Origin of the sequence: Janthinobacterium sp. B9-8, from assembly GCF_000969645.2 — a bacterium.
Lineage (GTDB): Bacteria > Pseudomonadota > Gammaproteobacteria > Burkholderiales > Chitinibacteraceae > Iodobacter.
In genome coordinates this window covers 1,302,441-1,327,342 of sequence record NZ_CP014222.1, presented here as the reverse complement: position 1 = coordinate 1,327,342, position 24,902 = coordinate 1,302,441, and the positions used below count along the sequence as shown (strand labels likewise).

At 48.7% G+C, this 24,902-nt stretch carries 23 protein-coding genes and 1 pseudogene; 16 read left to right on the top strand and 8 right to left on the bottom strand.

What is annotated here, in order from left to right; genetic code table 11:
• Positions 1 to 11 precede the first annotated feature (11 nt).
• From VN23_RS05890 to VN23_RS05860, 7 genes are all read left to right on the top strand, one after another.
• Positions 12 to 1,649, top strand: coding sequence for a phospholipid carrier-dependent glycosyltransferase (locus VN23_RS05890; protein WP_046350087.1), 1,638 nt, complete (start codon positions 12 to 14; stop codon positions 1,647 to 1,649).
• The gene (locus VN23_RS05885) at positions 1,646 to 2,017 is read left to right on the top strand and encodes an SMR family transporter (RefSeq protein ID WP_046350086.1); all 372 of its coding nucleotides are present in this window, start codon (positions 1,646 to 1,648) and stop codon (positions 2,015 to 2,017) included. The genes VN23_RS05890 and VN23_RS05885 overlap by 4 nt, the downstream gene beginning before the upstream one ends.
• Positions 2,017 to 2,379, top strand: a complete 363-nt coding sequence (locus VN23_RS05880) for a VanZ family protein (RefSeq protein WP_046350085.1) — start codon at positions 2,017 to 2,019, stop codon at positions 2,377 to 2,379. Before VN23_RS05885 ends, VN23_RS05880 begins: the two co-directional genes overlap by 1 nt.
• The gene (locus tag VN23_RS05875) at positions 2,337 to 3,503 is read left to right on the top strand and encodes an aminotransferase class I/II-fold pyridoxal phosphate-dependent enzyme (protein ID WP_046350084.1); all 1,167 of its coding nucleotides are present in this window, start codon (positions 2,337 to 2,339) and stop codon (positions 3,501 to 3,503) included. Before VN23_RS05880 ends, VN23_RS05875 begins: the two co-directional genes overlap by 43 nt.
• 142 nt (positions 3,504 to 3,645) lie before the next feature.
• A complete protein-coding gene (locus tag VN23_RS05870; RefSeq protein ID WP_046350083.1) occupies positions 3,646 to 4,605 on the top strand; it encodes a glycosyltransferase in 960 nt (319 codons plus the stop codon).
• Positions 4,602 to 5,534 carry a formyltransferase gene (locus VN23_RS05865; RefSeq protein ID WP_046350082.1) on the top strand — a complete coding sequence of 311 codons (933 nt, stop codon included), beginning with the start codon at positions 4,602 to 4,604 and terminating at the stop codon, positions 5,532 to 5,534. The genes VN23_RS05870 and VN23_RS05865 overlap by 4 nt, the downstream gene beginning before the upstream one ends.
• Before the next feature lie 22 nt (positions 5,535 to 5,556).
• Positions 5,557 to 6,600: a bifunctional UDP-4-keto-pentose/UDP-xylose synthase gene (locus VN23_RS05860; protein WP_052746379.1), complete on the top strand. Its 1,044-nt coding sequence runs from the start codon at positions 5,557 to 5,559 to the stop codon at positions 6,598 to 6,600.
• A gap of 44 nt (positions 6,601 to 6,644) precedes the next feature.
• Here the strand turns inward: VN23_RS05860 and VN23_RS05855 are convergent, their stop codons facing one another.
• Positions 6,645 to 7,112 carry a response regulator gene (locus VN23_RS05855; protein WP_046350081.1) on the bottom strand — a complete coding sequence of 156 codons (468 nt, stop codon included), beginning with the start codon at positions 7,110 to 7,112 and terminating at the stop codon, positions 6,645 to 6,647.
• Positions 7,105 to 10,128, bottom strand: a complete 3,024-nt coding sequence (locus tag VN23_RS05850) for an ATP-binding protein (RefSeq protein WP_052746378.1) — start codon at positions 10,126 to 10,128, stop codon at positions 7,105 to 7,107. Before VN23_RS05850 ends, VN23_RS05855 begins: the two co-directional genes overlap by 8 nt.
• A 250-nt stretch (positions 10,129 to 10,378) precedes the next feature.
• On the opposite strand from VN23_RS05850, the gene VN23_RS05845 reads away from it, so the two are divergent.
• From VN23_RS05845 to VN23_RS05830, 4 genes and pseudogenes are all read left to right on the top strand, one after another.
• Positions 10,379 to 11,692 carry an MFS transporter gene (locus tag VN23_RS05845; protein WP_052746377.1) on the top strand — a complete coding sequence of 438 codons (1,314 nt, stop codon included), beginning with the start codon at positions 10,379 to 10,381 and terminating at the stop codon, positions 11,690 to 11,692.
• A 1,263-nt stretch (positions 11,693 to 12,955) separates the two neighbouring features.
• Positions 12,956 to 14,845 (top strand): annotated as a pseudogene (locus VN23_RS22405) (DNA translocase FtsK); the annotation flags it as partial.
• A 191-nt stretch (positions 14,846 to 15,036) separates the two neighbouring features.
• Positions 15,037 to 15,444, top strand: a complete 408-nt coding sequence (gene arfB, locus VN23_RS05835) for an alternative ribosome rescue aminoacyl-tRNA hydrolase ArfB (RefSeq protein WP_046350080.1) — start codon at positions 15,037 to 15,039, stop codon at positions 15,442 to 15,444.
• Between the two features lie 86 nt (positions 15,445 to 15,530).
• Entirely contained in the window at positions 15,531 to 15,971 is a 441-nt protein-coding gene (locus tag VN23_RS05830; RefSeq protein ID WP_046350079.1) for a GNAT family N-acetyltransferase, read from the top strand.
• Between the two features lie 26 nt (positions 15,972 to 15,997).
• Here the strand turns inward: VN23_RS05830 and tcdA are convergent, their stop codons facing one another.
• Together tcdA and phaR are read right to left on the bottom strand one after the other, a co-directional pair.
• The gene (tcdA, locus tag VN23_RS05825; RefSeq protein ID WP_082752633.1) at positions 15,998 to 16,795 is read right to left on the bottom strand and encodes a tRNA cyclic N6-threonylcarbamoyladenosine(37) synthase TcdA; all 798 of its coding nucleotides are present in this window, start codon (positions 16,793 to 16,795) and stop codon (positions 15,998 to 16,000) included.
• An 89-nt stretch (positions 16,796 to 16,884) separates the two neighbouring features.
• Positions 16,885 to 17,550 (bottom strand): polyhydroxyalkanoate synthesis repressor PhaR, encoded by a 666-nt coding sequence (phaR, locus tag VN23_RS05820; protein ID WP_046350077.1) that lies wholly within the window; start codon positions 17,548 to 17,550, stop codon positions 16,885 to 16,887.
• Positions 17,551 to 17,762: 212 nt separating this feature from the next.
• Here phaR and VN23_RS05815 point away from each other — a divergent pair, with 212 nt between their 5' ends.
• The gene (locus VN23_RS05815) at positions 17,763 to 18,335 is read left to right on the top strand and encodes a phasin family protein (RefSeq protein WP_046350076.1); all 573 of its coding nucleotides are present in this window, start codon (positions 17,763 to 17,765) and stop codon (positions 18,333 to 18,335) included.
• Positions 18,336 to 19,013: 678 nt separating this feature from the next.
• Entirely contained in the window at positions 19,014 to 19,301 is a 288-nt protein-coding gene (locus tag VN23_RS05810) for a hypothetical protein (RefSeq protein WP_156455124.1), read from the top strand.
• Between the two features lie 12 nt (positions 19,302 to 19,313).
• Here VN23_RS05810 and VN23_RS05805 read toward each other — a convergent pair whose 3' ends face one another.
• Entirely contained in the window at positions 19,314 to 21,077 is a 1,764-nt protein-coding gene (locus VN23_RS05805; protein ID WP_046350074.1) for an ABCB family ABC transporter ATP-binding protein/permease, read from the bottom strand.
• 85 nt (positions 21,078 to 21,162) lie between these two features.
• On the bottom strand, positions 21,163 to 21,546 hold the full coding sequence (gene apaG / locus VN23_RS05800) for a Co2+/Mg2+ efflux protein ApaG (protein ID WP_046350073.1): 384 nt from the start codon (positions 21,544 to 21,546) through the stop codon (positions 21,163 to 21,165).
• A gap of 108 nt (positions 21,547 to 21,654) precedes the next feature.
• Between apaG and rpe the strand changes: the two genes are divergently transcribed.
• Genes rpe through VN23_RS05785 form a run of 3 tightly spaced genes read left to right on the top strand, consistent with a single transcriptional unit; the run spans position 21,655 to position 23,350 of the window.
• Positions 21,655 to 22,338, top strand: coding sequence for a ribulose-phosphate 3-epimerase (rpe, locus tag VN23_RS05795; RefSeq protein ID WP_046350072.1), 684 nt, complete (start codon positions 21,655 to 21,657; stop codon positions 22,336 to 22,338).
• Positions 22,335 to 22,685, top strand: a complete 351-nt coding sequence (arsC, locus tag VN23_RS05790; protein ID WP_046350071.1) for an arsenate reductase (glutaredoxin) — start codon at positions 22,335 to 22,337, stop codon at positions 22,683 to 22,685. The genes rpe and arsC overlap by 4 nt, the downstream gene beginning before the upstream one ends.
• Positions 22,682 to 23,350, top strand: a complete 669-nt coding sequence (locus VN23_RS05785) for a phosphoglycolate phosphatase (RefSeq protein WP_046350070.1) — start codon at positions 22,682 to 22,684, stop codon at positions 23,348 to 23,350. Before arsC ends, VN23_RS05785 begins: the two co-directional genes overlap by 4 nt.
• 59 nt (positions 23,351 to 23,409) lie before the next feature.
• Here VN23_RS05785 and VN23_RS05780 read toward each other — a convergent pair whose 3' ends face one another.
• Entirely contained in the window at positions 23,410 to 23,910 is a 501-nt protein-coding gene (locus tag VN23_RS05780) for a dihydrofolate reductase (protein ID WP_197433034.1), read from the bottom strand.
• 119 nt (positions 23,911 to 24,029) lie between these two features.
• Complete coding sequence (locus tag VN23_RS05775) at positions 24,030 to 24,851, bottom strand: thymidylate synthase (RefSeq protein WP_046350068.1); 822 nt, start codon at positions 24,849 to 24,851, stop codon at positions 24,030 to 24,032.
• Positions 24,852 to 24,902: the final 51 nt, after the last annotated feature.

Below are 24,902 nucleotides of genomic sequence, written 5' to 3'. Positions count from 1 at the left end.
AATGAAAACCCATGAATAGTCTGATTAATCGCCCCGCCGCCAAGTGGCTGGTGCTTCTCCTCTTGGCCGTCCTCTGGTTTGGCACCTTAGGCTACCGTAAACTCATTACCCCTGATGAAGGCCGCTATGCGGAAATCGCCAGAGAAATGGTCGTGAGTGGCGATTGGAATACGCCGCGCCTGAATGGTATTAAATATTTTGAAAAACCCGCTTTGCAATACTGGGCAACGGCGGCGAGTTTTGAAGTACTAGGCGAATCAGACTTTGCGGCAAGGTTATGGCCCGCGCTGACCGGTTTTCTGGGTTTGCTGGCGGTATTTTTTACTAGCCGAAAACTCTGGGGTGAAGCCACGGCTTGGCTCGCCAGTGGCATTTTAGCGAGTAGCGCCTGGTGGATAGGCAATGGCCACTTTTTAACGCTCGATATGGGTGTCAGCGCATTCCTAACATTTAGCCTGTGCGGCTTCTTGCTCGCGCAAAGAGATGGTGCGAGCGCTAAAGAAAGCCGCAATGGCATGCTCGTGGCTTGGGGCGCGATTGGTCTGGCCGTTTTATCTAAGGGCTTGATCGGATTGGTGTTACCCGGCATCGCGATTGTGGCGTATTCCATTATTTGCCGAGACCTTAAGCTTTGGACCAAGCTCCACTTATTTAAAGGCTTGGCACTGGCCTTACTCATCACCGTACCTTGGTTTTTAACCGTATCCAAAGCCAATCCTGAATTCGCTCAGTTTTTCTTTATCCATGAGCATTTCGAGCGCTTTTTAAGTACCGAGCATCGCCGTGAAGGCCCGCTTTGGTATTTCTTCCCGATTCTTGCCGTCGGCCTATTGCCTTGGACCAGCCTATTGCCGCAAGCATTAAAGAAAAGCTGGCAAAGCAATGAGCAATTTAAAACCAACCGTTTTCTGTTGATCTGGTCGGTATTTATTTTTGCTTTCTTCTCTAAATCAGGCTCCAAACTGCCTTCTTACATTCTGCCGATTTTCCCTGCGCTCGCCATGTTAATGGCGCAAACGCTGATGGATATCAGCGGCAAAGCGCTGCGCTGGCACTTTGCATGGATTGCCGTGCCGGGCCTTGTGCTAATCGGCGCGTATCCTTATGTCAGCACGATGGCGAGCGAGCACACCCCGCAAATCTATAACGCGGCCTATGCAGGATGGCTGGTGGCGGCAGGTGCAGTGCTTGCGGCAGGTGCCATTGCCAGCTTTATCCTTGCCGGAAAAGGCAAAAAAGAAGCGGCGATTGCCACGATGGCCCTTGCAGGATTAGTGGGTGGGCAACTACCGATGGTTGGGCACGAGTCTTACGCCTATACGAATTCCAGCTACCACATCGTTGAAGCCGTCAAGCCTCAGCTCACGGCACAAAGCACGCTCTATGCAGTACGCTATTACGATCAGTCACTGCCTTTTTATCTAAAGCGAACCTTGCAATTTGTTGAATATATTGATGAATTTGAAATGGGCCAAAAATCAGAACCGGATAAACGCATCTCGCTCGATGATTTTATTGCCCGCTGGAATAGCGACACCCAGCCTATCGCCTTTTTGCAAAAAGAAACATTTAATGAATTACAAACACGTGGTTTAAAAATGAAAACAATTGCCACTGATGCTCGTCGACTCGTGATTGCAAAACCATGAAAGCCCTTGAATTCGGATTGATTTTATTTGGCGTATTGCTCAATGCGGGTGCTCAGCTTTTATTAAAAGCGGGCACACGCGCCATTGGACAATTCGATTTTTCCATGGCCAACGCATGGCCAATTGGTCTAAAAGTCGCCAGCAACCCGCATATTATTGGCGGGCTCTCCTGCTACGTAATTAGTGTGGTGGTGTGGATTTTGGCGCTATCTCGAGTAGAAGTCAGTATCGCCTACCCGATGCTATCTATTGGCTATGTCGTCAATGCAGGCTTGGCTTGGTGGTTATTTGGCGAAGCGGTCACACCAATGCGCTTAGTGGGCATTGGCATTATTATGCTGGGCGTATTACTGGTGGCAAAAAGCTAATGACTCGGATTGCCTTTGAAAGACTGGCCTGGGCCTATGTGGCATTTATCTGGGTCATGTCTTTGATTCCACTCTCCATGCCCGCCATGCCAAACAGCGACAAAATCGGCCACTTTTTGAGCTACGGCTTGCTGGCGCTTTGGTTTAGCCTTGCTCGCCAAAAAAAACTGCCTCATATCTGGCTACTGGCCAGCCTGATGGGCGTGGCCATCGAGTTTGCGCAGGCGCTCACGCCCTATCGTAGTTTTGACACCCACGACATGCTAGCCAACGCCTGTGGCGCACTGATCGGCACGCTTCTCGCTGTAGCCCTGCTGCAATGGCTGCCTCATTCCTTAAGAATTCAAACGGACAAATCATGAGCGACTTTCTCCCTTTTACCCGCCCAAGCATTGACGAAGAAACCATTAATGATGTGGCTAATGTACTGCGCTCCGGTTGGATCACCAGCGGCCCTAAAGTAAAAGCCTTTGAAGCGGCGCTTTCCAGTTATTTTGGCGGCCGCCCTGTGCGCGTAGTGAACTCCGCAACGGGCGGCCAAGAAATTGCCTTGCACCTCATTGATTTGCAAGCGGGCGACGAAGTCATTACCACACCGATGACTTGGGTCTCGACCACCAATGTGGTGCTCAATGCAGGCGGCAAGCTGGTACTGGTTGATGTCGATCCGGTAACGCGCAATATTGATTTAGATTTAGTCGAAGCCGCGATTACGCCGCGCACCAAGGCCATTATCCCGATTGATCTGGCTGGTCTGCCGGTCGATCGCGATCGCCTTTATGCCATTGCTAAAAAACACGGTTTGCGTGTCATTGAAGATGCAGCACAAGCACAAGGTGCAACTTGGAATGGGCAAAAGATCGGCAGTTTTGGTGATCTGTGTTCGATTTCTTTTCACGCCAATAAAAACATGACCACCACCGAAGGCGGCGCGCTGGTGATGAATAACGAAGCCGAGGCAGCGTTATTTGAAAAGTGGCGCTTACAAGGCGTAACGCGCTTCCCCGATGGCAGCATGGATGTCGATTTACCCGGCGGCAAATTCAATATGACCGATGTGGCTGCGGCCATTGGTCTGGGGCAACTCAAGCAACTAGACGGCTTTAACGCCAAGCGAAAAGAACTCGCTCAGGCTTATTTCCGTTTGCTAGATGCCGATTTAGGCTTAGAATTGCCGCCCGCTGATTTTACAAATAGCAATTGGCATATGTTCCAGCCGCTATTACCGCTTTCAAGGATGAAAATCAGCCGCGGCGAGTTTATCGCGCAAATGAAAGAAAAAGGCATAGGCATTGGCGTGCATTACCCCGTGCTGCATTTGTTTACTTATTATCGTCAGCTGGGCTATACGGAAGGCATGTACCCGCATGCAGAGCATATTGGTGCAAGCACGATTACCCTGCCACTCTTCCCTGCAATGGAAGTGGCTGATGTAGAGCGCGTTTGTACTGCTTTATGCGAAGTGATTTCTGCTAGCTTGAGCTAAAAAATCGCATAGGGCAGGTGAAACCCGCCGTTTATGTACTTTTATTAAGATATAAATCTGGCGGGTTTCACCCGCCCTACAAGTGATGCAATGCATCCCATCTTGCCGCACTTATGTATCAGGTTTTAAAAAAGAGATATCAATGACCCCCATCGTTTCAGTAGTCGTACCGGTTTATAACGAAGAAGACGGCTTACAAGCTCTGTTTGATCGCCTTTATCCTGCGCTCGATGCTTTAAATACGCCTTACGAGATTCTGTTTATTAATGATGGGAGCCGTGATCGCTCGGCAGGCCTATTAAGCGCCCAGTACGAAAAGCGCCCTGATGTAACACGAGTGATTTTGTTCAACGGCAACTTTGGTCAGCACCGCGCCATTTTGGCAGGGTTTGAGCACTCCAAAGGCTCACGCATCGTGACCCTTGATGCAGATTTACAAAACCCACCCGAAGACATTGCTACGCTGCTGGCAGAAATGGATAAGGGCCACGACTATGTAGGCTCGATTCGCCGTCAGCGCAATGACAGCTGGTGGCGACATATCGCCAGCCGCAGCATGAATAATCTGCGTGAAAAACTCACCAAGATCAAAATGACCGATCAAGGCTGCATGCTGCGTGCCTATAGCCGCCGTATTATCGACACCATTAATCAGTGTCAGGAAATGCACACTTTTATCCCTGCACTGGCTTATTCTTTCTCGCAAAATCCAAGCGAAGTGGTGGTGGGCCACGAAGAACGCTTTGCTGGTGAATCCAAGTATTCGCTCTATAGCCTGATTCGCCTTAACTTTGATTTAATGACCGGTTTTTCGATTTTGCCTTTGCAATTGTTTTCTATGCTGGGGATTTTTGTCTCCTTAGGCTCAGGCGCTTTATTCTTATTACTGGTCTTACGCCGTATCTTTATGGGGCCAGAAGTTGGCGGGCTATTTACCTTATTCGCCATCGTCTTCTTCCTGATCGGGATTGCGCTATTTGGCATTGGCCTTTTAGGGGAATATATCGGCCGTATTTATCATGAAGTACGCCAACGCCCACGTTATTTAATTGCCAATATTTTACAAGCCAACCCAGATCAACATAAAAAGGATGGCGCGTGAAATCAGCCGTTGTTTTTGCCTACCATAATGTAGGCGTGCGATGCATTAAAGCGCTACTGGCTGCGGGCATTGAGATTAAGCTGATTGTGACGCACGAAGACAATCCGAGCGAGAACATCTGGTTTGGCTCGGTTGCCCAATTAGCTAGCGATTATGAAATCCCGTGTATGACGCCGGAAAATCCCAATACGCCTGAAATTGAAGCACAGATTGCCGCGCTCAATGTGGATTTTCTATTCTCGTTTTATTATCGCAATATGCTGAAGGCGCCGTTATTAAGTGCGCCAGAGCAGGGTGCATTTAATATGCATGGCTCTTTATTGCCACAATACCGTGGCCGCGTGCCGATCAATTGGGCGATTATCAAGGGCGAAACCGAAACCGGCGCCACCTTGCATGTGATGAATATTAAGCCGGATAATGGCCCAATTGTGGCGCAGCAAGCCGTACCTATTTTTCCGGACGACACCGCACAAGAAGTGTTTGAAAAAGTCACCGTTGCGGCAGAATTGTGTTTAAGCGCGGCCTTGCCGCGTTTAATTGCAGGAAAAACTGATTTTACTCAGCAAGATTTAAGTCAGGGCGCTTATTATGGCGGCCGTACAGCAAAAGACGGCCAGATAAACTGGCAACAAAGTGCAAAAGACATCCATAATTTGGTACGCGCAGTCACCGTGCCTTATCCGGGCGCATTTAGTGACATTGACGGTAAACGTTTGATTATCTGGCGTACACGGCAAATATTTACCAGCCAAACAACAGCGATCGAGCCGATTACACCGCTCATGTATGCTGATGGCAATAGAATCATCCTGCTTTGCAGTGATGGTGCGGCACTTTTAGTACTGCATGCAGAATTCGCAGGGGAAACGCTCAATGGCAACGATTTTACTCGCCACTTTGGCGCGTCCTCAATAGATTTACATTAATTAGTACCTTCGGGAAAACACAATGAAAAAAGTTCTGATCCTTGGCGTTAATGGCTTTATTGGCCATCATTTATCCAAACACATCCTCGAAAATACCGATTGGGAAATTTTCGGCATGGATATGTATAGCGATAAAGTTTCTGAATTTATGGATAACAAACGCTTTCACTTTTTTGAAGGCGATATCACCATTAATCAAGAGTGGATTGAATATCACGTTAAGAAATGTGATGTGGTATTACCACTGGTTGCGATCGCAACACCGGCGACTTATGTACAAGCGCCGCTGCGTGTATTTGAGCTGGATTTTGAAGCCAATCTGCCGATTATCAAATGGTGCGTTAAATACAAAAAACGCGTGATCTTCCCTTCTACATCCGAAGTGTATGGCATGTGTGAAGACGAAGCATTTGATCCAGAAGAATCCAATATGGTTTATGGCCCGATCAGCAAGCCACGTTGGATTTACGCATGCTCTAAGCAACTGATGGATCGTGTGATTGCCGCTTACGGCCAGCAAGAAGGCTTGGATTACACCCTATTCCGTCCATTTAACTGGATTGGTGCGGGTCTGGATAGCATCCACACACCAAAAGAAGGCTCTAGCCGTGTGATTACCCAATTCCTAGGCCATATCGTTCGTGGCGAGCCAATTAAATTGGTGGATGGCGGCGCGCAAAAACGTGCGTTCACTTACATCACCGACGGCATCGAAGCGCTGGTTAAGATTATCGACAATAAAGACGGCAAAGCCACTCGCCAGATTTATAACATCGGCAATCCAGTGAATAACTATTCGGTACGTGAGCTTTCAACCATGATGCTGGATCTGGCTAAAACCTATCCTGAATACGCAGAAATGGCAGCCAAAGTAACCGTTCTGGAAACCACTTCTGGCGAGTATTACGGCAAGGGTTACCAAGACGTACAAAACCGCGTACCTAAAATCGACAATACCAAGGCTGACCTGAACTGGGCACCAAGCACGTCTATGGAAGACTCTTTGCGTGGCATCTTTGATGCTTATAAAGATCAAGTGGCTGCAGCGCGTGAACTGGTTAATTAATTAACCGTCTTCACCCATAATAAAAGCCGCGCAAGCGGCTTTTATTATTTGCTTGCATCTAAAGCTAGCTCCAGCACCTGCTGGCGTTCAAATGGTTTTCTGAGCATTTTTAACTGGCCGGCATGCCCCAAAAGCTGAGTAATATCTTCCCATGAGTAATCGCTATAAGCACTACAAATCACCACCGGCAAACGCGGGTCTTGCCGCCATAATTGTGTAATGGTTTCCAGCCCGCTCCAGCCGCCAGGCATACGCATATCGACAAAAGCCAGGTCATAAAACCAGCCACAGCGCCACGCATACTGCACACGCTGGCAAGCGGTTTCCCCATCGGATTCTAAATCAAGTACAAACTGTGGTGCATTCACAGTGAGCTCAACAGTCGCAAAGAGTGTGGCTTCCAAAGCAGATAGACGTTCACTCACCACAGGCAAATCAGGCACCAGAATATCCCGGTACAGCGCCAGATTATCTTGATTATCATCCACTACTAAAATACGAATCTCAGACATCGACCACTCCCTGCGGCTGTTTGATTACTTCATCCAAACAAGCCGATAACTCCAGCGTAAAGCACGCTCCCAAGCCAATACCTGCACTCTCTACCCGCAATTTACCTCCCATCTCCAGCGACCAATTAGCGGCACTATGCAGGCCCCAGCCATGACCTTCTCCCTTGCTGCTACTCCCTTGATCAAAGAGTGTAGCTAGCTGATCAACGCTCATTCCTACACCGTTATCCTGAATACGCAGGCTAACCCGCCCGCCATCGCTGCACGTACGCAGAATAATTTTTTTGGGGCTGGCTGCAGACAGCTCTAAAGCCTGTAAGGCGTTATGCAATAAATTAATTAATAATTGCAATAATTTATGCCGATCAGCCAGTACGGCTACCGCATCTTGATAATCCCTTTCAATCTGCACGTCTTTAAAATCAAACAAGGAATCTGCCAGCAAAATGGCATGTTCAAGCAAAGCATCAAGCGGGATAAATTCGCACAAATGGCTGCCTGATTTCACCATGCCATTTCTTTGATCAGTGATGACTTTGCTTGCATGATTAGCGCTGCGGGCTAATACGCCTAATTTATGCTCGATATATTGATGCTCCAGCGTTAATTGCTGGGAAAGCTGCCGGATAAAAGCAGGGATGGCCTTACCACGCTCATCGTTTTGCAAAAACTCAGCCAGATTTTCACTGTTTTGATCTAATAAATCGGCCAGTTGATGCAGCAATTGCAGCTTTGAGCTACTTACATAATCCTGCAACCCACTGGTCGTCACCGTTACGCCATTCAGGGCGTTGCCCAAATCATGCAACATACCTGAAGCCAGCATCCTTACACCGCCATCGTGAGCCGCCTGCTGCAATTGCTGATGCATATGGCAGGTACGCAAAGCAGCCCGAACCCGCGCCCGCAGCTCCTCAGCAGAAAAAGGCTTGGAAATATAATCATCGGCCCCGCTGGCTAAGCCAGATACCCGTGCCTCGTCTCCGCCTCTTGCTGTTAATAAAATAACAGGCAGATGTGCTAAAGCAGGCGTGTTTTTAATTCTGGCCAGCAAAGCAATGCCATCTACTTCGGGCATCATCACATCGGAGAGCACCAGATCAAGCGCCTGATGCTGCAAAATACCCCATGCATCACGGCCATTAGCTGCCACAAATACCGTGCAATCATCACGAAGTAAATCAGCGATATAGGCGCACATATCGGGATTATCATCGATGACCAACACGCGATCAGGACTAGCCTGCCGGAGCTTATTGCCCACCAATGGTGCCAGCACCTGAAACCGCGCGCGGCGCAAAGTATCTGTATCTGGCAAGGGAGCAGATGCGGCCGAGGCTTCTACATTGCGAGGCAAATTCACACTAAAACAAGCGCCTTCCCCTAACTGGCTGACCAATGCCACGCTTCCGCCCATTTGCTCTGCCAGCTCTTTAACCAAAGCAAGCCCGATGCCCGTCCCGTGATAACGACGATTTTCCCCGGCATCTAGCTGCTGAAAGCGCTTAAATAACAGTACCTGTTGCTCACTGGAAATACCCATTCCGTTGTCTGCAACCTGTAATTGAAAAGCAGCATCATTGATTACTTTGCCCGTGATATTGATTTCACCGCCATCGGGGGTAAATTTCAGGGCGTTACTTAATAAATTCAGTAGTATTTTTTCTAAGGCACTGCGATCAGCCACCACGATTTCTAAAGCAGGATCAAGCTTCACATTTAAAGTACAAGCCTTGCTTTTGGCTAATTCTTTCGCCGAATCAGTAAGATTAAACAGCATCTCCTGCAAATTAATTTTCTCAAAGCGCGGCACAAAAGCCCCGGCATCTAATCTGGAGTAATCCAATAAATCATTGACCCGGTTCATAAGCAGCAGCGCATTACGCTTTACCCGCTCAAATTGACCACGCTCTGATGGCGGCAAGGCGCAAAGTAAGGATTCCAAAGGAGCCAGAATCAAAGTCAGCGGCGTGCGTAGTTCATGGCTTACATTAGCCAGAAAGCGCCCCTTAGCCTCATTGGCCACTTCAGCCTGCTCCATCGCCTGCTGTAAAGCCTGATTAAGCTTAGCATTGGCATCCAGAGTGATGATTTGCCGTATGACCACAAGTAAAGTGACGAGCGCGGTTCCCCACTGCACATCACTGGCCTGCGGCCCCAGCCACAAAAGCAAGCTATAGCACGCCAGCACGGCAAGATAAGGCAAGGTACGCTTGACCGGCGCAGCCAAAACAAAGGTGCGCTGCCAGAGCTTACGCGGCGACAGGCTGGTATAGCATGCTGCCGCCAGCAGACAATTAAACCCAGCGAGTAATAAATTAGCCCAGGAAATCGTGACATCTGTAGCAGAAGCCACCAAAAGGTAGTAACAAGCATCACCAACAATCGCCATGCCGACAGCAGCACTAAGTAGCAGTTGATCGAGGGTAAGAGGAGATGACTGCAAGGCAAGATGACGTAAAAGCAGCGCAAAAAACACCAGATCAATCACCGGATAAGCAAGCGCCACCGAGACAGACAGCATCTCCCCGCCCAAGGTCGTAAACGTCGGTCGCAAGATAAAGTGCCAAGAAAAAATAATCGCTACTGCCACAACAATTGCCACATCCAGCAGCTGATGCCCCGTATCCTGCCGGCTTTTTTGTGGCAAAGATGCTATCGCAAAAATGATAAATACATTGCTCATCAGGTAAAACACATCGGCTACCGATGGAAAAGGCTTTTCATTCAAAACAATTTCAATAAAATCCCAAATCACCGACGCCAGCAAATAACTACTCACCGCAAGCCCAATAAACAGAATACTGCGCTGGCTTGGGCGCAACACAAAAACACACCAAACCACCACGCAAGCCGGCACTAAGGGAAGAGTAAATAAAACATCCGCAATCGCCTTATGCTGCTCTAGCGGCCCCCAACGAACACACATCCAGATAAAGAAAACTGCATATAAAAACTGGCTTGCCAGCAACATCCAAAAAGCAATGCGCTTTATTCTGTATTCCGTATCCATCATGCGCACTCCAGCAGGCTGTAGTTGAGCAAATGCCACAGAGGGGGGGAAGACAAGCCGTATAAGACATGACGCATGACAGAGGGGTGTTTGGTGTAAAACGCAGTGATAACACCCTCCTAAAGTCTCTTTATAAATGCTGAACAACCACAACAATTTCTATCCACCCAGCAAAAAATGCCAAACAAATAAAGTAATTTGTCATCGTACAGTAAGCTGTTAGAATCAATTTCCACTTTCAGACGTGATTCCTATGCCCGCTTCTTTTCGCAATAAATGGCAAGGCCTGGGCCATGCTTTTCCTTTTCTTTTGCTATGTGATGTATTAGCGGTGCTCTCGCTCACCACAGGTAGTGTGGCAATTAGCTGGTGGATCGTGACGCATGGTGGTGCGGCCGATTTATCGATTTTTGGCGTAACAGCCGCACTCACCATGCTGGTTGCCCTGCCGCTGCTTTCTGCTCACGGAGATCGCCTGCCTAAATCCCGCATCATTGCCTGGGGCCTGCTTGCCGCTGTGATAACCGCACTTGGCTTGGCTGTAATGGCAAGCTTGGGCTTGTATCATATTGGGCTGATTATTTTTATTTACTCGTTTGACGTCATTGCATTCGCAATGGTCTTGCCTGCCGTATCCAGCATCGCCGCCGATTTAGTCAGCGCCAAGCGCTTAGCAGATGCTTTAAGCCTGCAAAAAAGTGCGCAATCACTCGGGCGGCTAGCCGGGCCAGTAGTGGGCGGGCTGGTCGTGGCCTTCAGTAGCATTTCTTTCGCTTTATGGGTTTATACGGCCACGCTGTTCATTGCAGCCCTCTCGGCCTTTGCCATTCCTGCCATCACGCCCTCAAATAAAGCGATGCAAAGCCATTGGAGTGCCGAAGTTCGCGCTGGTTTACATGCAAAATGGAAAATCCCCATTGATCGCAGCTGGACGATTTTTGGCTTTTTTACCATGCTGTTTTTTTCCCCGGCCATCGGCATGTTACTGCCGCTAAAAATCCATTCTTTGCAGCTAGGCGCCCAGTGGCTAGGTGGTACCGAAGCCGCACTAGGCATGGGGATGTTACTCGGTGCTTTATGGGGAGCGGCTAAAGTAATCGAGTGGCAGGGGCGATTTCGCGCGGCGCTTGCAGCTATCCTCACCTTGGCACTAGGCATCTGCGCCACCGCCTTCAGCAACCAAGGCTGGATGCTGGTTTTAAGCTTTGGCATAACAGGCTTTGCTTTATCCATCAGCCAGCTTGTTGGCCAAACCCATCGACAACTCGCTGTACCGGACCATTTTCGCGCCCGGTTTTCTTCGGTTAACTTTATGGTAATGAATCTGGCAAGCATGCTAGGGCCAGCTATTGCAGGCATCGCGCTTGGCATAGTTGATATTGATGCGGTTTATGCCACATTTGGCCTCGGTATTTTTTTAGTCGCGATCACCTTCCCCTTACTGCCTAATGTCCGGGCCTTTTTAGCCTTAGATCACCACGAAGTAAAAAACTGGTACGCCACACAACATCCCGAGCTATTTGATTTAGTCGTGGCAGAAAAACTGGATTTACAAAAGAGCGCATAATTTCTCAGCTGCGTATAAAAACACGAGGAATTTGGGCGCTTTTGCGCCTGAATGCCCTATAAAAAAGCGTTGATCTGTTTTTTAGCTCGCCCCACAAAAACAAGTGCAGTAAGCTCTGGCCTTTTTGCTGATTGGCGTTATCCCTGAGGAAGTGGATAATGCCGGTTCTGCCTATTTCTGCTGTCTTGGATTTGTAAAAACATGCCTATTCGATTCATTTCCCGAATCAACCACCTATTGCAAACGGCCCGTTTAGCCTGGCTTTGCCCTGCTTTTATTTTAATCGTGCTACTTGGGTTCAATCCGCATATTGGCCTCGCCGCCTGGCTTTGCGCATTTTTTGCATTAGAGCGGGTATGGAAGCCACAAAAACAATCCACAATTGAATATATCGGCTTTGCCATCACCCTTGCCACGCTGGCGGGCGGGCAAAGCTTATTGGGCTATTCGGCTATTTTATCAGCGCTGCTTTTTTCAGTCGGGCTGGGCTTAGGTGTACCGCTATGGCGACATAAACCATGGAGCGACATCCTTGAGCGTACGGGCCTCGCCATTGAAACAGGCTGGCAAGCAATCATTGAAGGGATTAAAGCGCAATTTGACCCGAACCATCACGATGATTTTGACGCGCCTGAAGCAAGTGAAGAAGAAAGCGAAGCAGGCTGGGATGATGAAGAGATCAAAGAAGCCGCCATTGCAGAGCCTACTGCCCCCTCTACAAGCCCAAGCCCGCATCGTGCTCAGCGCGGTGCAGCAACTGCTGTGCCCACTCCATTGCCACCACATGCACAGCCAGCCAGCCCTATTACGCTCAATAGTCAGCCGCCCATCCATAAGGACGAGCTATTTCAGCACTTTAAAAACACAACACCAACGGCTGCGCCAGCAGCCAACCCGCTTCCATTGATTGATTTATCCCAAATCCGGCAACATTTACAAAGTGATCATCGGGTAAAGAGCCATATCGAACGGCCTCGCCCAAGTGCGCCTGCTGCCTTACCGCTGATTGCGAGTGAAGAAATTCATCAGCGCTTGTCTGCCATACACGGCAAAACAGCAGAGCCTGCACCGCTTCCGAGCCGCAGCCCAAAAGTTAGCACACCCATTAAAGCCAGCCCGCGCCTATTTCAGCTTGAGCCAAAAATCGCCCCGCCCCTTGTGACACGCACTGAGCCCACGTTCAGTGATTTACCCCTCTCCCCGCCGCTTGCAAACATAGCCGAGCAAGAAATTGCTCTGACCAGCGCATTATCGGTCGCTCCGCCCGCCGACACGATAACAGCGCCTGTGCCGCTTCACTGGGAGCCTAGCGAAACCATTACGCTGCAAGCCATTATTGAGCCAGAACCTCTACCCAGCCCGACTCCGGCAGCCGTTTTCTTGCTAGAAGAAGAACCAGAGGCCATCAGCCCGCCGCCTGAGCTTTACCAAGCCCCTTTAGCACCAACAATGGCGTCATTGCTGATCGAGCCTGATGTAGCAACAAGCACGATTCCAGAGCCACCGGAAGCGGCAGCCATTCCAGCGCCTATTCCAGCCAACACGCCTGCCCCTATCGTTGCAGCAACAGTTCAAGCAACACTCTCTAGTACACCAGAGAATGCGCTCACTTGGTCTAAGCCGCCTACACCCGCTCCACTACCCCCTGCCGAGCCTGTGCACTATAGCGACGACTTTATGCCGTCCCTTAGCCTATTGCACCCGCCAGACCCTGCGATTGAAACCATCAGCCAGGACGATCTTTTAGACCGTGGCATTTTGATTGAAGAAAAACTGGCCGAGTTTCGAGTAAAAGCCTCGGTGCTCGATGCTTACGCTGGGCCCGTGATTACCCGCTACGAGATCGAGCCTGCCGTTGGGGTGCGTGGCGCGCAGATTGTCAATTTAATGAAAGATTTGGCGCGTGCCTTGGGCCTCGTTTCCATCCGTGTGGTCGAAACCATTCCGGGCAAAACCTGCATGGGGCTGGAATTACCCAATCCCACACGGCAAATGATTCGCTTATCCGAGATTTTATCCTCCGATGTTTATCTGCAAAATCAAAGCAAGCTGACCATTGCACTGGGCAAAGATATTACCGGCGCACCCGTGGTCACTGATCTCGCCAAAGCGCCGCATATGTTGGTGGCAGGTACGACTGGCTCGGGTAAATCAGTTGGCGTGAATGCGATGATTTTATCGCTGCTGTATAAGGCCACCCCCGAAGAAGTGCGCTTTATTATGGTCGACCCAAAGATGTTGGAATTATCGGTTTACGATGGCATCCCTCACCTGCTTGCGCCGGTGGTCACCGATATGAAGCTGGCCGCCAATGCCTTGAACTGGTGCGTGGCCGAAATGGAAAAACGCTATCGCTTACTCAGCACTTTTGGCGTACGCAATCTGGCAGGTTTCAACCAAAAGATTCGCGAAGCCGAGCAACGTGGTGAGCGGTTGACTAATCCATTCTCATTAACACCCGACGAGCCAGAAGCGCTTGAGCATCTGCCGTTTATTGTGGTGGTAGTCGATGAATTTGCCGACCTGATGATGGTGGCCGGCAAAAAAATTGAAGAGCTGATTGCCCGCCTAGCGCAAAAGGCCCGCGCCGCAGGGATTCATCTGATCTTGGCGACGCAACGCCCCTCAGTGGATGTGATTACTGGCCTGATTAAAGCCAATATCCCAACGCGTTTAGCGTTTCAAGTCTCCAGCAAGATCGATAGCCGCACCATTCTCGATCAAATGGGCGCAGAAGCGCTGCTTGGGCAAGGCGATATGCTGTTCTTGCCCCCCGGCTCTGGCTATCCACAGCGCATTCACGGCGCTTTTGTTGACGACAATGAAGTACACCGCGTGGTGGAGCATCTCAAGCAATTTGGCGAACCAAATTATATTGATGGCGTCTTAAATGGCGGCTTTGATGCCGAAGCCAGCGCATCCAATATCAATAACAATAATGAAGGCAGCGAAAGCGATCCGCTTTACGACGAAGCCGTGGCCTTGGTGCTAAAAAGCCGCCGCGCATCAATATCAGCAGTACAGCGCCAGCTTAGAATCGGCTATAACCGCGCAGCAAGATTGATCGACCAAATGGAAAACGCCGGCATCGTCAGTCAGATGGAAAGTAATGGCAATCGCACGGTATTAGCCCCACCAGCGATGGAATCGTGATCATACAAAACGTAGGGTGGGCACAGCGCTTTATCGTGCCCACGCGGTAGCACTGCCGCGTGGGCATAAAAACTTGCCCACCCTACAAGCGCGTTATTTCTTTTGAGTTACCGAAAACCAATGTATTTCCCTGCTCACATCCCTGTTTTTCCGTGGCATAAGCTGTCGTTTTTTATGAGTAGTCATTCAATATGCTGACAATCCGTTTTAACATTCCCGAAGCCGAGATGGAGTTCTCCGCCATCCGTGCTCAAGGCTCGGGTGGGCAGAATGTGAACAAGGTATCGAGTGCAGTGCATTTGCGCTTTGATATCACCGCCTCATCCCTGCCCCTGCCGCTAAAAGAGCGGCTGTTAGCGCTTGGCGATCAGCGCATCAATAAAGAAGGCGTGGTGGTGATTAAGGCGCAGCAATACCGCAGCCAGGAACAAAACCGCGCCGATGGTATTTTGCGTTTATTTGAATTAGTAGAAAGCGTCGCCACCGTCACAGCGCCACGCAAAGCCACCCGCCCCACCAAGGGCTCGCAAACAAGGCGGCTAGATAGTAAAAATAAGCGAGGAAGTATTAAGGCCTTGCGGGGCAAGGTGAATGACTAAGCTGGCTAGTCTGAAACAATATCTACCGTCATCCTCGAGGGCTTTTATCGGGGATCCAGCTTTAGCCAAGGCGATGAGAGCGCAATATGAAAATCGAAACCATCCACGCAGACGACAGCAAGGCGCTTTTATTTTTGATGTCTGCAACCATTGCAACATTAGATTTTTCGCAAGAGATGCAGCAAGAATTCATCAGCAATGTTGCAGATAATTTGCACTGGTGGAATGCCAATCCAGATCAAGGCTGCCATCTAAAGTGCACCCTAGACGGGGAAATTGTTGGCGTGATTCTGGTTAAAAAATTCTGGAATCTTTGCAGCCTATTTGTCTCCCCCGAATACCAAGGCCAAGGCTTAGGCCAAGCCTTGATGCTTGCAGCGATCGATCAATGCAAAGGCAAAAGTGAAAAGCAGGCCATCTGGCTCAATGCCGCCCCGAATGCGATTTTATTTTACCGAGCGATGGGGTGCATCAGCCGTAGCAGTAGTCAGCAGCTGGGGTTTAGCGCGATGCAAATTTCGCTATAAAAGCATAGCAACGATACGCCCCCTTTTTATTCTGTCGTCACGACAACAGACTTAGCCAAATGCTTTAACACCTGCGCTGCCGCAACAAAACCAAAGCAGCCAGTGACCGCCACCGAGGCCCCAAAACCGCCTTCACAACCCAAGCCCAGCGGCGCCTCGCTGCTATCAGGCTTTTGACCACATACGCTGCCATCGGGCTGGGGATAGACAAGCTGCTCGGTAGAATACACGCATTCCACGCCCATTTTTTTGCCCTGCTGAGCAAAGCCATATTCGCGGCGCAGGATCGAGCGCACTTTAGATGCCAGCGGGTCATTAATGGTTTTGGATAAATCGACGACGGCAATTTGCGTCGGATCCGTTTGCCCGCCCGCGCCACCGGTCGTCACGAGGCGAATTTTGCGACGTTTGCACCAGGCAATCATCGCCGCCTTGGTTTTAACCGAATCAATCGCGTCAATAATCGCGTCGTAGCCTCGGCCTAATGTTTCTTCAAAATTATCAATACTGACAAAATCTTCAATCCTATCCACGACACATTCTGGATTAATCTGGGCAATTCGCTCCGCCAGTGCCGCCACTTTCATTCGCCCATAATTGCCTTCCAGCGCAGGCAGTTGACGATTGGTATTGGATACACAGATATCATCCAGATCAATCAGCGTGATACGGCCAATGCCCGAGCGCGCCAAGGCCTCGGCAGCCCAAGATCCCACACCACCCACCCCAACCACACAAACATGAGCCTGCCGGAAGCGCTCTAATGCGGGCAATCCATACAAACGGGCAATACCGCCAAAACGACGTTCAAAAGAAGTATCCAAAATTCAGCCTTTTACATAACAGCCGCTATTTTACCTGAGCCAAATACAAAAGCGCCCCTCAGGGCGCTCTTTAAATCGGATAAATAAGTTTAGCCTTTAGTTGCACGCCGCCGTGGTGCGGGCTTACTGACGGCAACTTCAGGCTCGGGCGGCTCTTTTGAAGCGGGCGGATCAGTCGGTTGTAATTCATCTTCAGATAAAACCGAACCTTCTTTTCCATAACCGGGCATTCCCATGCCTGTGAATAAATGTCGGGCGCGATCTTGCAACTGTTGCTGCATATCCACAAACATCGAGGTACTGCTTTCAAGATAATTATTCATCATGCTTTGCATACCAGGGCCCTGAAACTTCATAAAGTCGCCCCAAAGGTTAGCATTCGAAAGCATCGGGTTTTCACCCGTCATCACCGACTTAGCCTGCGTCTGTAAGCGACCTTGCATTTCTGCAAACAATTGCATGTTTTTATCTAGGTAATTCCCCATCACACCTTGCATGGCGTTTCCGTAGAACCTAATGATTTGCGTCAGCACATCATAAGAAAACATAGGCATTCCGCCAGCTTCCTCTTCCATAATGACTTGTAGCAGCACACTGCGGGTGATGTCTTCTCCCCCTTTAGCATCCACGATCTGGATATCAATATTATCCAAAACCAGCTGTTTCACATCCACAAGCGTGATGTAACAGCTGGTGGCCGTGTCGTACAGACGGCGATTCGGATACTTCTTGATCACGCGTTTTTCCACGCTCATTTTGCTGCCTCGTGTGTATATATAATTGTTGTGGGATGAGGATAGTCTGGACTATCTTTTCATGCAACATGTTGCGATGCACAATTTATTTGACAAGCGAATAATCCTCTTCCAGAATAAGCGCTGATTGTGCACTGCATCATAACTATGACGGCGTACAACTCGTTGGCAATACTTTAAATTAAACTGATCAACAGAAAGGATCCTTGAAAATGACTACTGCACAACAACAATTCTCCGCGTTCGCTACCGAGCAAGTTGAAGTGGCATTGCGTTTCGCACGCATTTCCATCGATTCTGCCGAACGGATCATGAAGCTGCAAGTTGAAATCGCAAAGAACAATCTTGAAACTGGTGCAAAAAACGCTAATGCACTGGTTGCAGTTAAAGACGCACAAGAAGCACTGACACTGCGTCAGAAGCTCACAGAAGCCTCTATCGAACAAGCAACTAACTATTCCCGCAGCCTGTACGAAATCACTTCGCAAGCACAAGCTGAAACATCACAACTGATTGAAGAACGCACAACAGCTTTTAACAAGCACGTTGTATCTGGCTTAGATCAATTTGTTAAATCAGCACCTGCTGGTACTGATGTTGCTGTTGCTGCTGTTAAATCAACACTGCAAGCAACTGCAGCTGCGGTAGACAGCTTAACTAAAGCGGCTAAGCAAGTTGCTGACTTTGCAGATGCTTCAGTAAAAGCAGCAGGTACTGCCACTGCTGATGCAGTAAAAACCGCAGCGAAAAAAACCAACGGTGCAAGCAGCGCTGCTGCTGTTTAATTTGCCGCACTTTACCGTGTATTAATTTATACACGGACTATACAAAAGCCACGATCAAGATCGTGGCTTTTTTGCATTTTAGAGCATTAAGCTTCACTAGGGATAAATAGCTAAATCGCCAAACTGGCGATACTTCAAAACCCTGCACCCTCTAGGCTAATGACAATCAATTAATTTCTTACAAAAAAGAAAGCATTTCTTTCAACAAATAGGATACAAAAACTGATGTTTTTTTGGTTTTTTTACCAAGAAAGACATTGAGTTGATGCAGTAAGTGAAAGAGCCTTATACAATCGCCCCCAATTTAAAGGAACAGCTCGGATTAAAAATCTACTGTTCAATGATGGGCAATATGCTCATACTAAGGACATCAAAAGCCCCCTTGATAGACGTCAGCATTGTATCCGCCAGCCCTAATCAACCTTTTGATCAATCCTTGCTAAAAAAAATTCCAAAATGAGCGCTTAGCGCTTATATATAAATGAATCACCCGCAGCTCATCATAGCCAGCCAAGCATCAGCCCGTTTAATGCGCTATTTTTAGCTACATTGTTTTCAATTCGCCATCGCAAGAAAACCCTAAGATCAAAAGGCAAGCTCCTTTCATTTCCGATCTTTTATTCGATGCTTCTAAAGCCGATTTTTTTTGCGTATAGCACTACAAAGGCATTCAGTAATTTGAAAGACTTAAATCAGAAGAAAGTTCTTCCACACCCATCTGTTCTTTTTTACAGCCCCGACGAAGAACGTCCAGAACCAGAAGCCTGGCATGTCATGCGCCAAACGGATGAATCCGCTCTGGCCAAGAAACTGGCCCGCCAACAGCTAAGGCGTGAAGTATGGGAAAAAATCAGCAGCAGAGCCGTTCAACTCTCCCTTGATGCTGATGATTTATATGAATGGGTGGTAGAACAGGCGGCACTTAAAACGCAAACCCAGCAACAATTTCCTTGGTCTGCGTTTTAAGCGCCTATTTAATTAATTGTTTTCTTCATCGCCCTGCTGCAGCTGCCACATGCGTGCATAGTTTGCCCCCAGCTCCAATAGATCACGATGTCGGCCACGCTCTATGATAAGTCCTTGCTCCATCACAAGGATCTCATCAGCATCCGCCACTGTGGATAAACGATGAGCCACAATTAAAGTTGTACGATTTGCTGAGATTTCTTTAAGCTCAGCTTGAATGGCTTTTTCTGTGCGCGAGTCAAGTGCTGAAGTTGCTTCATCAAAAATTAAAATAGGCGGGTTTTTTAGAATAGTGCGTGCAATAGCCACACGCTGTTTTTCCCCGCCCGATAATTTAAGCCCACGCTCACCCACTAAAGTTTCAAAGCCCTCTGGCAAAGATTGAATAAACTCGTAAATATGCGCTGACTTTGCTGCTTGAATCACCTCATCCCGCGTGGCATCGGGTTGACCATAAGCGATATTGTAATAAATGCTATCGTTAAACAGCACCGTATCTTGCGGCACAATGCCAATATGCGCTCGTAAGCTCACTTGATTAAGCTGGCGTAAATCTACGCCATTAATGGTAATACAGCCTTGGCTCACATCATAAAAACGGTAAAGCAAACGAGATAAAGTCGACTTACCTGCTCCTGAGCTGCCGACCACTGCCACAGTCTTACCCGCTGTAATCTCAAAATCCACATGATGCAGAATTTGCCGATTTGCTTCATACGAGAAATCAACCTGCTTAAAATGAATAGAGGCTGAATTCGTAGCAAGAACAATAGCCTTATCTGCATCTTTTACTTCTGCGCTTTGCCCCATCAAAGTAAACATCTTTTCCATATCGGCTAAAGAATGTTTGATTTCACGATAAACAAAACCTAAGAAATTAAGCGGTGCATACAGCTGCAAAAGAAAAGCATTCACTAAGACCAAATCACCCAATGTCATTGTGCCTTTTACTACGCCATCCGCAGCCAGCCCCACTAAGAGTGTGACACCAAAGGCTATAATAATCGCTTGCCCTGCATTTAAAAATGAAAGTGAAACCTGATTTTTAACTGCGGCCTCTTCCCACACCTTAAGGCTGGCATCATAACGAGCCGCTTCCCAGCGCTCATTATTAAAATATTTAACCGTTTCATAGTTTAATAAGCTGTCTACTGCACGCGTATTGGCTTTTGAATCCATATCATTCATGGTGCGGCGAAAGCTCATACGCCATTCGGTAATGCCCAGCGTAAATGCGATATATAAAACAATCGTGCCAAACGTAATCAACGAAAACCAAATATCGTATTTTTTTAATAAAATACCGGCAACAAGCAAAATCTCAACCAAAGTGGGCAAGATATTAAAAAGGGTAAAGTTGAGTAAGAATGAAATACCCTTGGTGCCGCGATCGATATCCCGGCTCATCCCGCCTGTTTGCCGCTCCAGATGAAAGCGCAAACTAAGGCGGTGCAAATGTTCAAACACCTGCATGGCTACTTTGCGGATAGCACCTTGCGTCACCTTGGCAAACACGGCATCGCGCATTTCGCCAAAAACAGAAGCACAGAGGCGCAGCGCGCCATAGCTCAGCACCAGACTAAGCGGCAGCACTAATGGCATGTGCTTAGGATCCAAGCTATCGACAATGTCTTTTAGGATCAGAGGGACAGAAACATTGGCAAATTTAGCCAGAATAAGCAGCGATAACGCCAAAATAACACGGTTCTTATACTGCCAAAGATAAGGCAGCAGCGTAGACAGCGTCTGCCAATCGTTGCGGCGGGTTTCGCTCATGAAAATCCATTAATAAGTAAAAATAAAAAAGGGCGTTGATCAAGACTCAACGCCCATCGATGCCACTTACAAGCAGCTACGGCAATTAATGCAAGATACGCGGCATTGCCAAAACAAACGAGGGAATTTCTGCATCAAACTGGCTACCATCTGCCGCTTGCATTCGATAGTTTCCTTGCATAGAGCCCACGGGCGTTGCAATGCTGGCGCTGCTCATATATTCAAAATGCTGACCCGGCTCAAGCACCGGCTGCTCCCCCACCACACCATCGCCGCGCACCTCCTGCACACGGTCTTCCATATCCCGAATCACCCAATGGCGACTCAATAGCTGCGCTGCAGCGGTGCCCGTGTTGGTGATGGTAATACGGTAGGCAAAAGCATATCGATCAGCGACTTCATCAGATTGCTCTGGAAGATAAAAGGCTTCGGCGTGAACGAGCACGCTATAAACAGGGGAATCACTCATTCTTAGCGGTTCTTTTTGTCATTGATGAAGACAATATTACCAAGCCAGAGGCTATAGAGGTAAGGTATCCGTTAAAATGAGTTATATACCCTGACTTTAGAGGCTGTTATGTCAAATTTTCGCATTGCACCCAGCATTCTTGCCGCTGACTTTGCCCGTTTGGGCGAAGAAGTTAAAAATGTCATCGCAGCAGGCGCGGATATTATCCACTTTGATGTAATGGACAACCATTACGTCCCGAACCTGACTATGGGCCCGATGTTTTGTGAGGCCATCCGCCCTTACACCACCGCGCCAATTGATGTGCATTTAATGGTAAAGCCGGTTGACCGCATCATTCCCGATTTTGCCAAGGCCGGTGCCAATATCATCACCTTTCACCCAGAAGCATCCGAACATATTGATCGATCCTTGGGGCTGATTAAAGAGCACGGCTGTAAAGCGGGCCTCGTGTTTAATCCGGCCACACCTCTACATTATTTAGATTATGTCATGGATAAAATCGACATGATTTTGCTGATGTCGGTCAACCCGGGCTACGGCGGGCAAAGTTTTATTCCTGGCGTATTAGCAAAAGCCAAAGAAGCGCGTGCCCGCATTGATGCTTATACCGCCAAAACTGGACGTGAGATCTGGCTGGAAATTGATGGTGGCGTAAACGCTAACAATATCGCCGAAATCGCCGCAACGGGTGTAGATACCTTTGTGGCTGGGTCTGCCATCTTTGGCAAACCCGATTACAAAGCGGTGATTGATCAGATGCGTCTTGAGCTAGCCAAGGTTAAGGCATGAAGCTACTGCATAACCCACGCTGTTCCAAAAGCCGCGAAGCTCTTGCTGCGCTGATGGCAAAAGGCTTGCAGCCAGAAATCATTGATTATCTAGCCCATCCACTGGATGAAGCAGCCATTCGCACCCTCCTTGCTCAACTGGGCATTGCACCATTAGCGCTTGTTCGCACTAAAGAAGCGCTATGGCAGGCGCAATTTTCCCTAGCTCCTTTAGACGACAATGCCATCATTGCCGCTTTAGCGGCGCACCCCAAGCTGATTGAACGCCCGATTCTCATTCACCAGAACCGGGCAGCGATTGGCAGACCACTTGAAAATATTCTGACCCTATTGGATACACCCGCATGAGCATCAGAGCCTTTGCTTTTGATTTAGACGGCACCCTTGCCGATTCAATTCCCGATCTCGCCCACGCAGCCAATGCCGCCCGCCGCGATGCAGGCCTTGCCCAGCTTGAAGAAGCGCTGATTGAAAGCTATGTAGGCGATGGCACAGAAAGCCTCGTCGCACGCGCGATGGCCGCCGATATGGCCGCCAGCTTTACTGGTACCGCCAAGCAAACAGAAGCACTGGCCCGCTTTGATCAGCATTACCTTGAAGGCCTCACCCTCAAGACCAAGCTCTACCCTAGTGTGGCCAATACCCTGAATGAATTGCACGATTGCGGCTATCGCCTTGCTATTGTGACCAATAAGCCAGAACGCTTTACCTTGCCACTCTTAAAAGAGCTGGGTATTGGCAATCTATTTGAAGTGATTGTCAGCGGTGATTCCCTCGCCAGCCGCAAGCCAAACGCCGAGCCATTGCAGCATGTAATGGACAAGCTGGGCGTAAGCGCAAATGAATTTTTAATGGTCGGCGATTCAAAGAACGACATTCTGGCAGCCCGTGCCGCAGGCTGCAAAGTGGCCTTTGTAAACTACGGCTACGGCGCGGCAGAAACCATCCCGGAAGCCGATGTCACGCTGGCGCGCTTTGATGAGCTGATGAACTGGCTGGAAGCGCAGGATTAAGCAATTACGCAAGCAAGAAAAAACCCACTACTTTTTGAGTAGTGGGTTTGGGGCGACGGTTAGATCCGCCGATATTCTACATAAGAGAATTCAATCCCCTTGGCGCTTAGCTGAGGCACTCTTGCCACCTCTTGCCATTCAGAGCGATCAAAGGCGGGGAAATAGGCATCTCCCTCAGGGCTTAAGCTCACCTCGGTTAAATACAGGGTATTTACTAAAGGCAAAGAACGGCTGTAAATCTCGCCGCCGCCGATAATAAATAATTTTTCCAAACCCGCCTCAGCCGCCGCTTCCAAAGCCGCTTCAACGCTTAAAAATGCCGTAGTACCTGCCGCCTGCCATTCTTTATTACGCGTGATCACCCAATGCGGCCGGCCTGGCAATAAACCAGGTAGCGACTCAAAGGTTTTACGCCCCATCAGCATGGGCGAGCCCATAGTCAGCGCTTTGAAGTTTTTTAAATCTTCAGGCAAGGACCACGGCAAGCGGTTTTCTATGCCGATCACGCCGTTTTGCCCAACTGCCGCAATAATTGCAATATCCACTTTCATCTCACTCATCAAACTTTAATTGGCGCTTTAATCTCAAGGTAAGGGTCATAAGGCAAGCCGTTTTATATACCGATCACGCCGTTTTTCCCGACAACTGCAATAATTGCAATATCTATATTTACCCCAGATTAAACCGCAATCGGCGCTTTGATTCCCGGATAAGGGTCGTAAGCTTCCAATGTAAAGTCTTCGTATTCGAAATCAAAAATATCTTTTTTGAGCGAATTAAGCTTGAGCACCGGCAAGGCACGCGGCGTACGGGATAATTGCTCGTGTACTTGATCTAAGTGATTGCTGTAAATATGGCAATCGCCGCCCGTCCAAACAAAATCACCTAATTGCAAATCGCAAACCTGTGCCAACATCATCACCAGCATGGCATAAGAAGCAATATTAAAGGGCACACCCAAAAAGATATCCGCGCTGCGCTGATAAAGCTGGCAAGAGAGCTTGCCGCGCTGATCAAGATCATCTGCGGCGGCTGGGGCCACATAAAATTGGAAAAACGCATGGCAAGGCGGCAAGGCCATGTTTTCGATTTCGCCCACATTCCAAGCAGAAACAATAATACGGCGTGAATCCGGATTGTTTTTTAGCTGCTGAACCACTTGGCTGATCTGATCAATATGACGGCCATCATGCGTTGGCCAGCTGCGCCATTGCGAGCCATAAATAGGGCCTAATTCGCCATCCGCTGCAGCCCATTCATTCCAGATACGCACACCACGATCTTGCAACCACTTTACATTAGTCTCGCCACGCAAAAACCACAGCAACTCGTAAGTAATCGATTTTAAATGCGTTTTTTTTGTTGTGACCAGCGGAAAACCATCCGCCAGATTAAAGCGCATCTGATGCCCGAATACGCTGATCGTGCCGGTGCCGGTGCGATCTTCTTTCCTGACCCCATGATCTAAAACATGTTGCAGAAGATCAAGATATTGACGCATAAGAAGGAACCAAGATTATTTTAAACAAGGGACGAAGTTTATCAGATCGGA

Bases quoted from the DNA above. Each gene is read 5' to 3' on its own strand.
- rpe (WP_046350072.1), top strand. From the start codon at position 21,655: ATGTCAAATTTTCGCATTGCACCCAGCATTCTTGCCGCTGACTTTGCC.
- VN23_RS05870 (WP_046350083.1), top strand. From the start codon at position 3,646: ATGACCCCCATCGTTTCAGTAGTCGTACCGGTTTATAACGAAGAAGAC.
- VN23_RS05885 (WP_046350086.1), top strand. From the start codon at position 1,646: ATGAAAGCCCTTGAATTCGGATTGATTTTATTTGGCGTATTGCTCAAT.
- VN23_RS05830 (WP_046350079.1), top strand. From the start codon at position 15,531: ATGAAAATCGAAACCATCCACGCAGACGACAGCAAGGCGCTTTTATTT.
- VN23_RS05785 (WP_046350070.1), top strand. From the start codon at position 22,682: ATGAGCATCAGAGCCTTTGCTTTTGATTTAGACGGCACCCTTGCCGAT.
- arsC (WP_046350071.1), top strand. From the start codon at position 22,335: ATGAAGCTACTGCATAACCCACGCTGTTCCAAAAGCCGCGAAGCTCTT.
- VN23_RS05815 (WP_046350076.1), top strand. From the start codon at position 17,763: ATGACTACTGCACAACAACAATTCTCCGCGTTCGCTACCGAGCAAGTT.
- phaR (WP_046350077.1), bottom strand. From the start codon at position 17,550: ATGAGCGTGGAAAAACGCGTGATCAAGAAGTATCCGAATCGCCGTCTG.
- VN23_RS05855 (WP_046350081.1), bottom strand. From the start codon at position 7,112: ATGTCTGAGATTCGTATTTTAGTAGTGGATGATAATCAAGATAATCTG.
- VN23_RS05845 (WP_052746377.1), top strand. From the start codon at position 10,379: ATGCCCGCTTCTTTTCGCAATAAATGGCAAGGCCTGGGCCATGCTTTT.
- VN23_RS05780 (WP_197433034.1), bottom strand. From the start codon at position 23,910: ATGAGTGAGATGAAAGTGGATATTGCAATTATTGCGGCAGTTGGGCAA.
- VN23_RS05775 (WP_046350068.1), bottom strand. From the start codon at position 24,851: ATGCGTCAATATCTTGATCTTCTGCAACATGTTTTAGATCATGGGGTC.
- apaG (WP_046350073.1), bottom strand. From the start codon at position 21,546: ATGAGTGATTCCCCTGTTTATAGCGTGCTCGTTCACGCCGAAGCCTTT.
- VN23_RS05850 (WP_052746378.1), bottom strand. From the start codon at position 10,128: ATGATGGATACGGAATACAGAATAAAGCGCATTGCTTTTTGGATGTTG.
- VN23_RS05890 (WP_046350087.1), top strand. From the start codon at position 12: ATGAATAGTCTGATTAATCGCCCCGCCGCCAAGTGGCTGGTGCTTCTC.
- VN23_RS05860 (WP_052746379.1), top strand. From the start codon at position 5,557: ATGAAAAAAGTTCTGATCCTTGGCGTTAATGGCTTTATTGGCCATCAT.
- VN23_RS05805 (WP_046350074.1), bottom strand. From the start codon at position 21,077: ATGAGCGAAACCCGCCGCAACGATTGGCAGACGCTGTCTACGCTGCTG.
- arfB (WP_046350080.1), top strand. From the start codon at position 15,037: ATGCTGACAATCCGTTTTAACATTCCCGAAGCCGAGATGGAGTTCTCC.
- VN23_RS05880 (WP_046350085.1), top strand. From the start codon at position 2,017: ATGACTCGGATTGCCTTTGAAAGACTGGCCTGGGCCTATGTGGCATTT.
- VN23_RS05875 (WP_046350084.1), top strand. From the start codon at position 2,337: ATGGCTGCCTCATTCCTTAAGAATTCAAACGGACAAATCATGAGCGAC.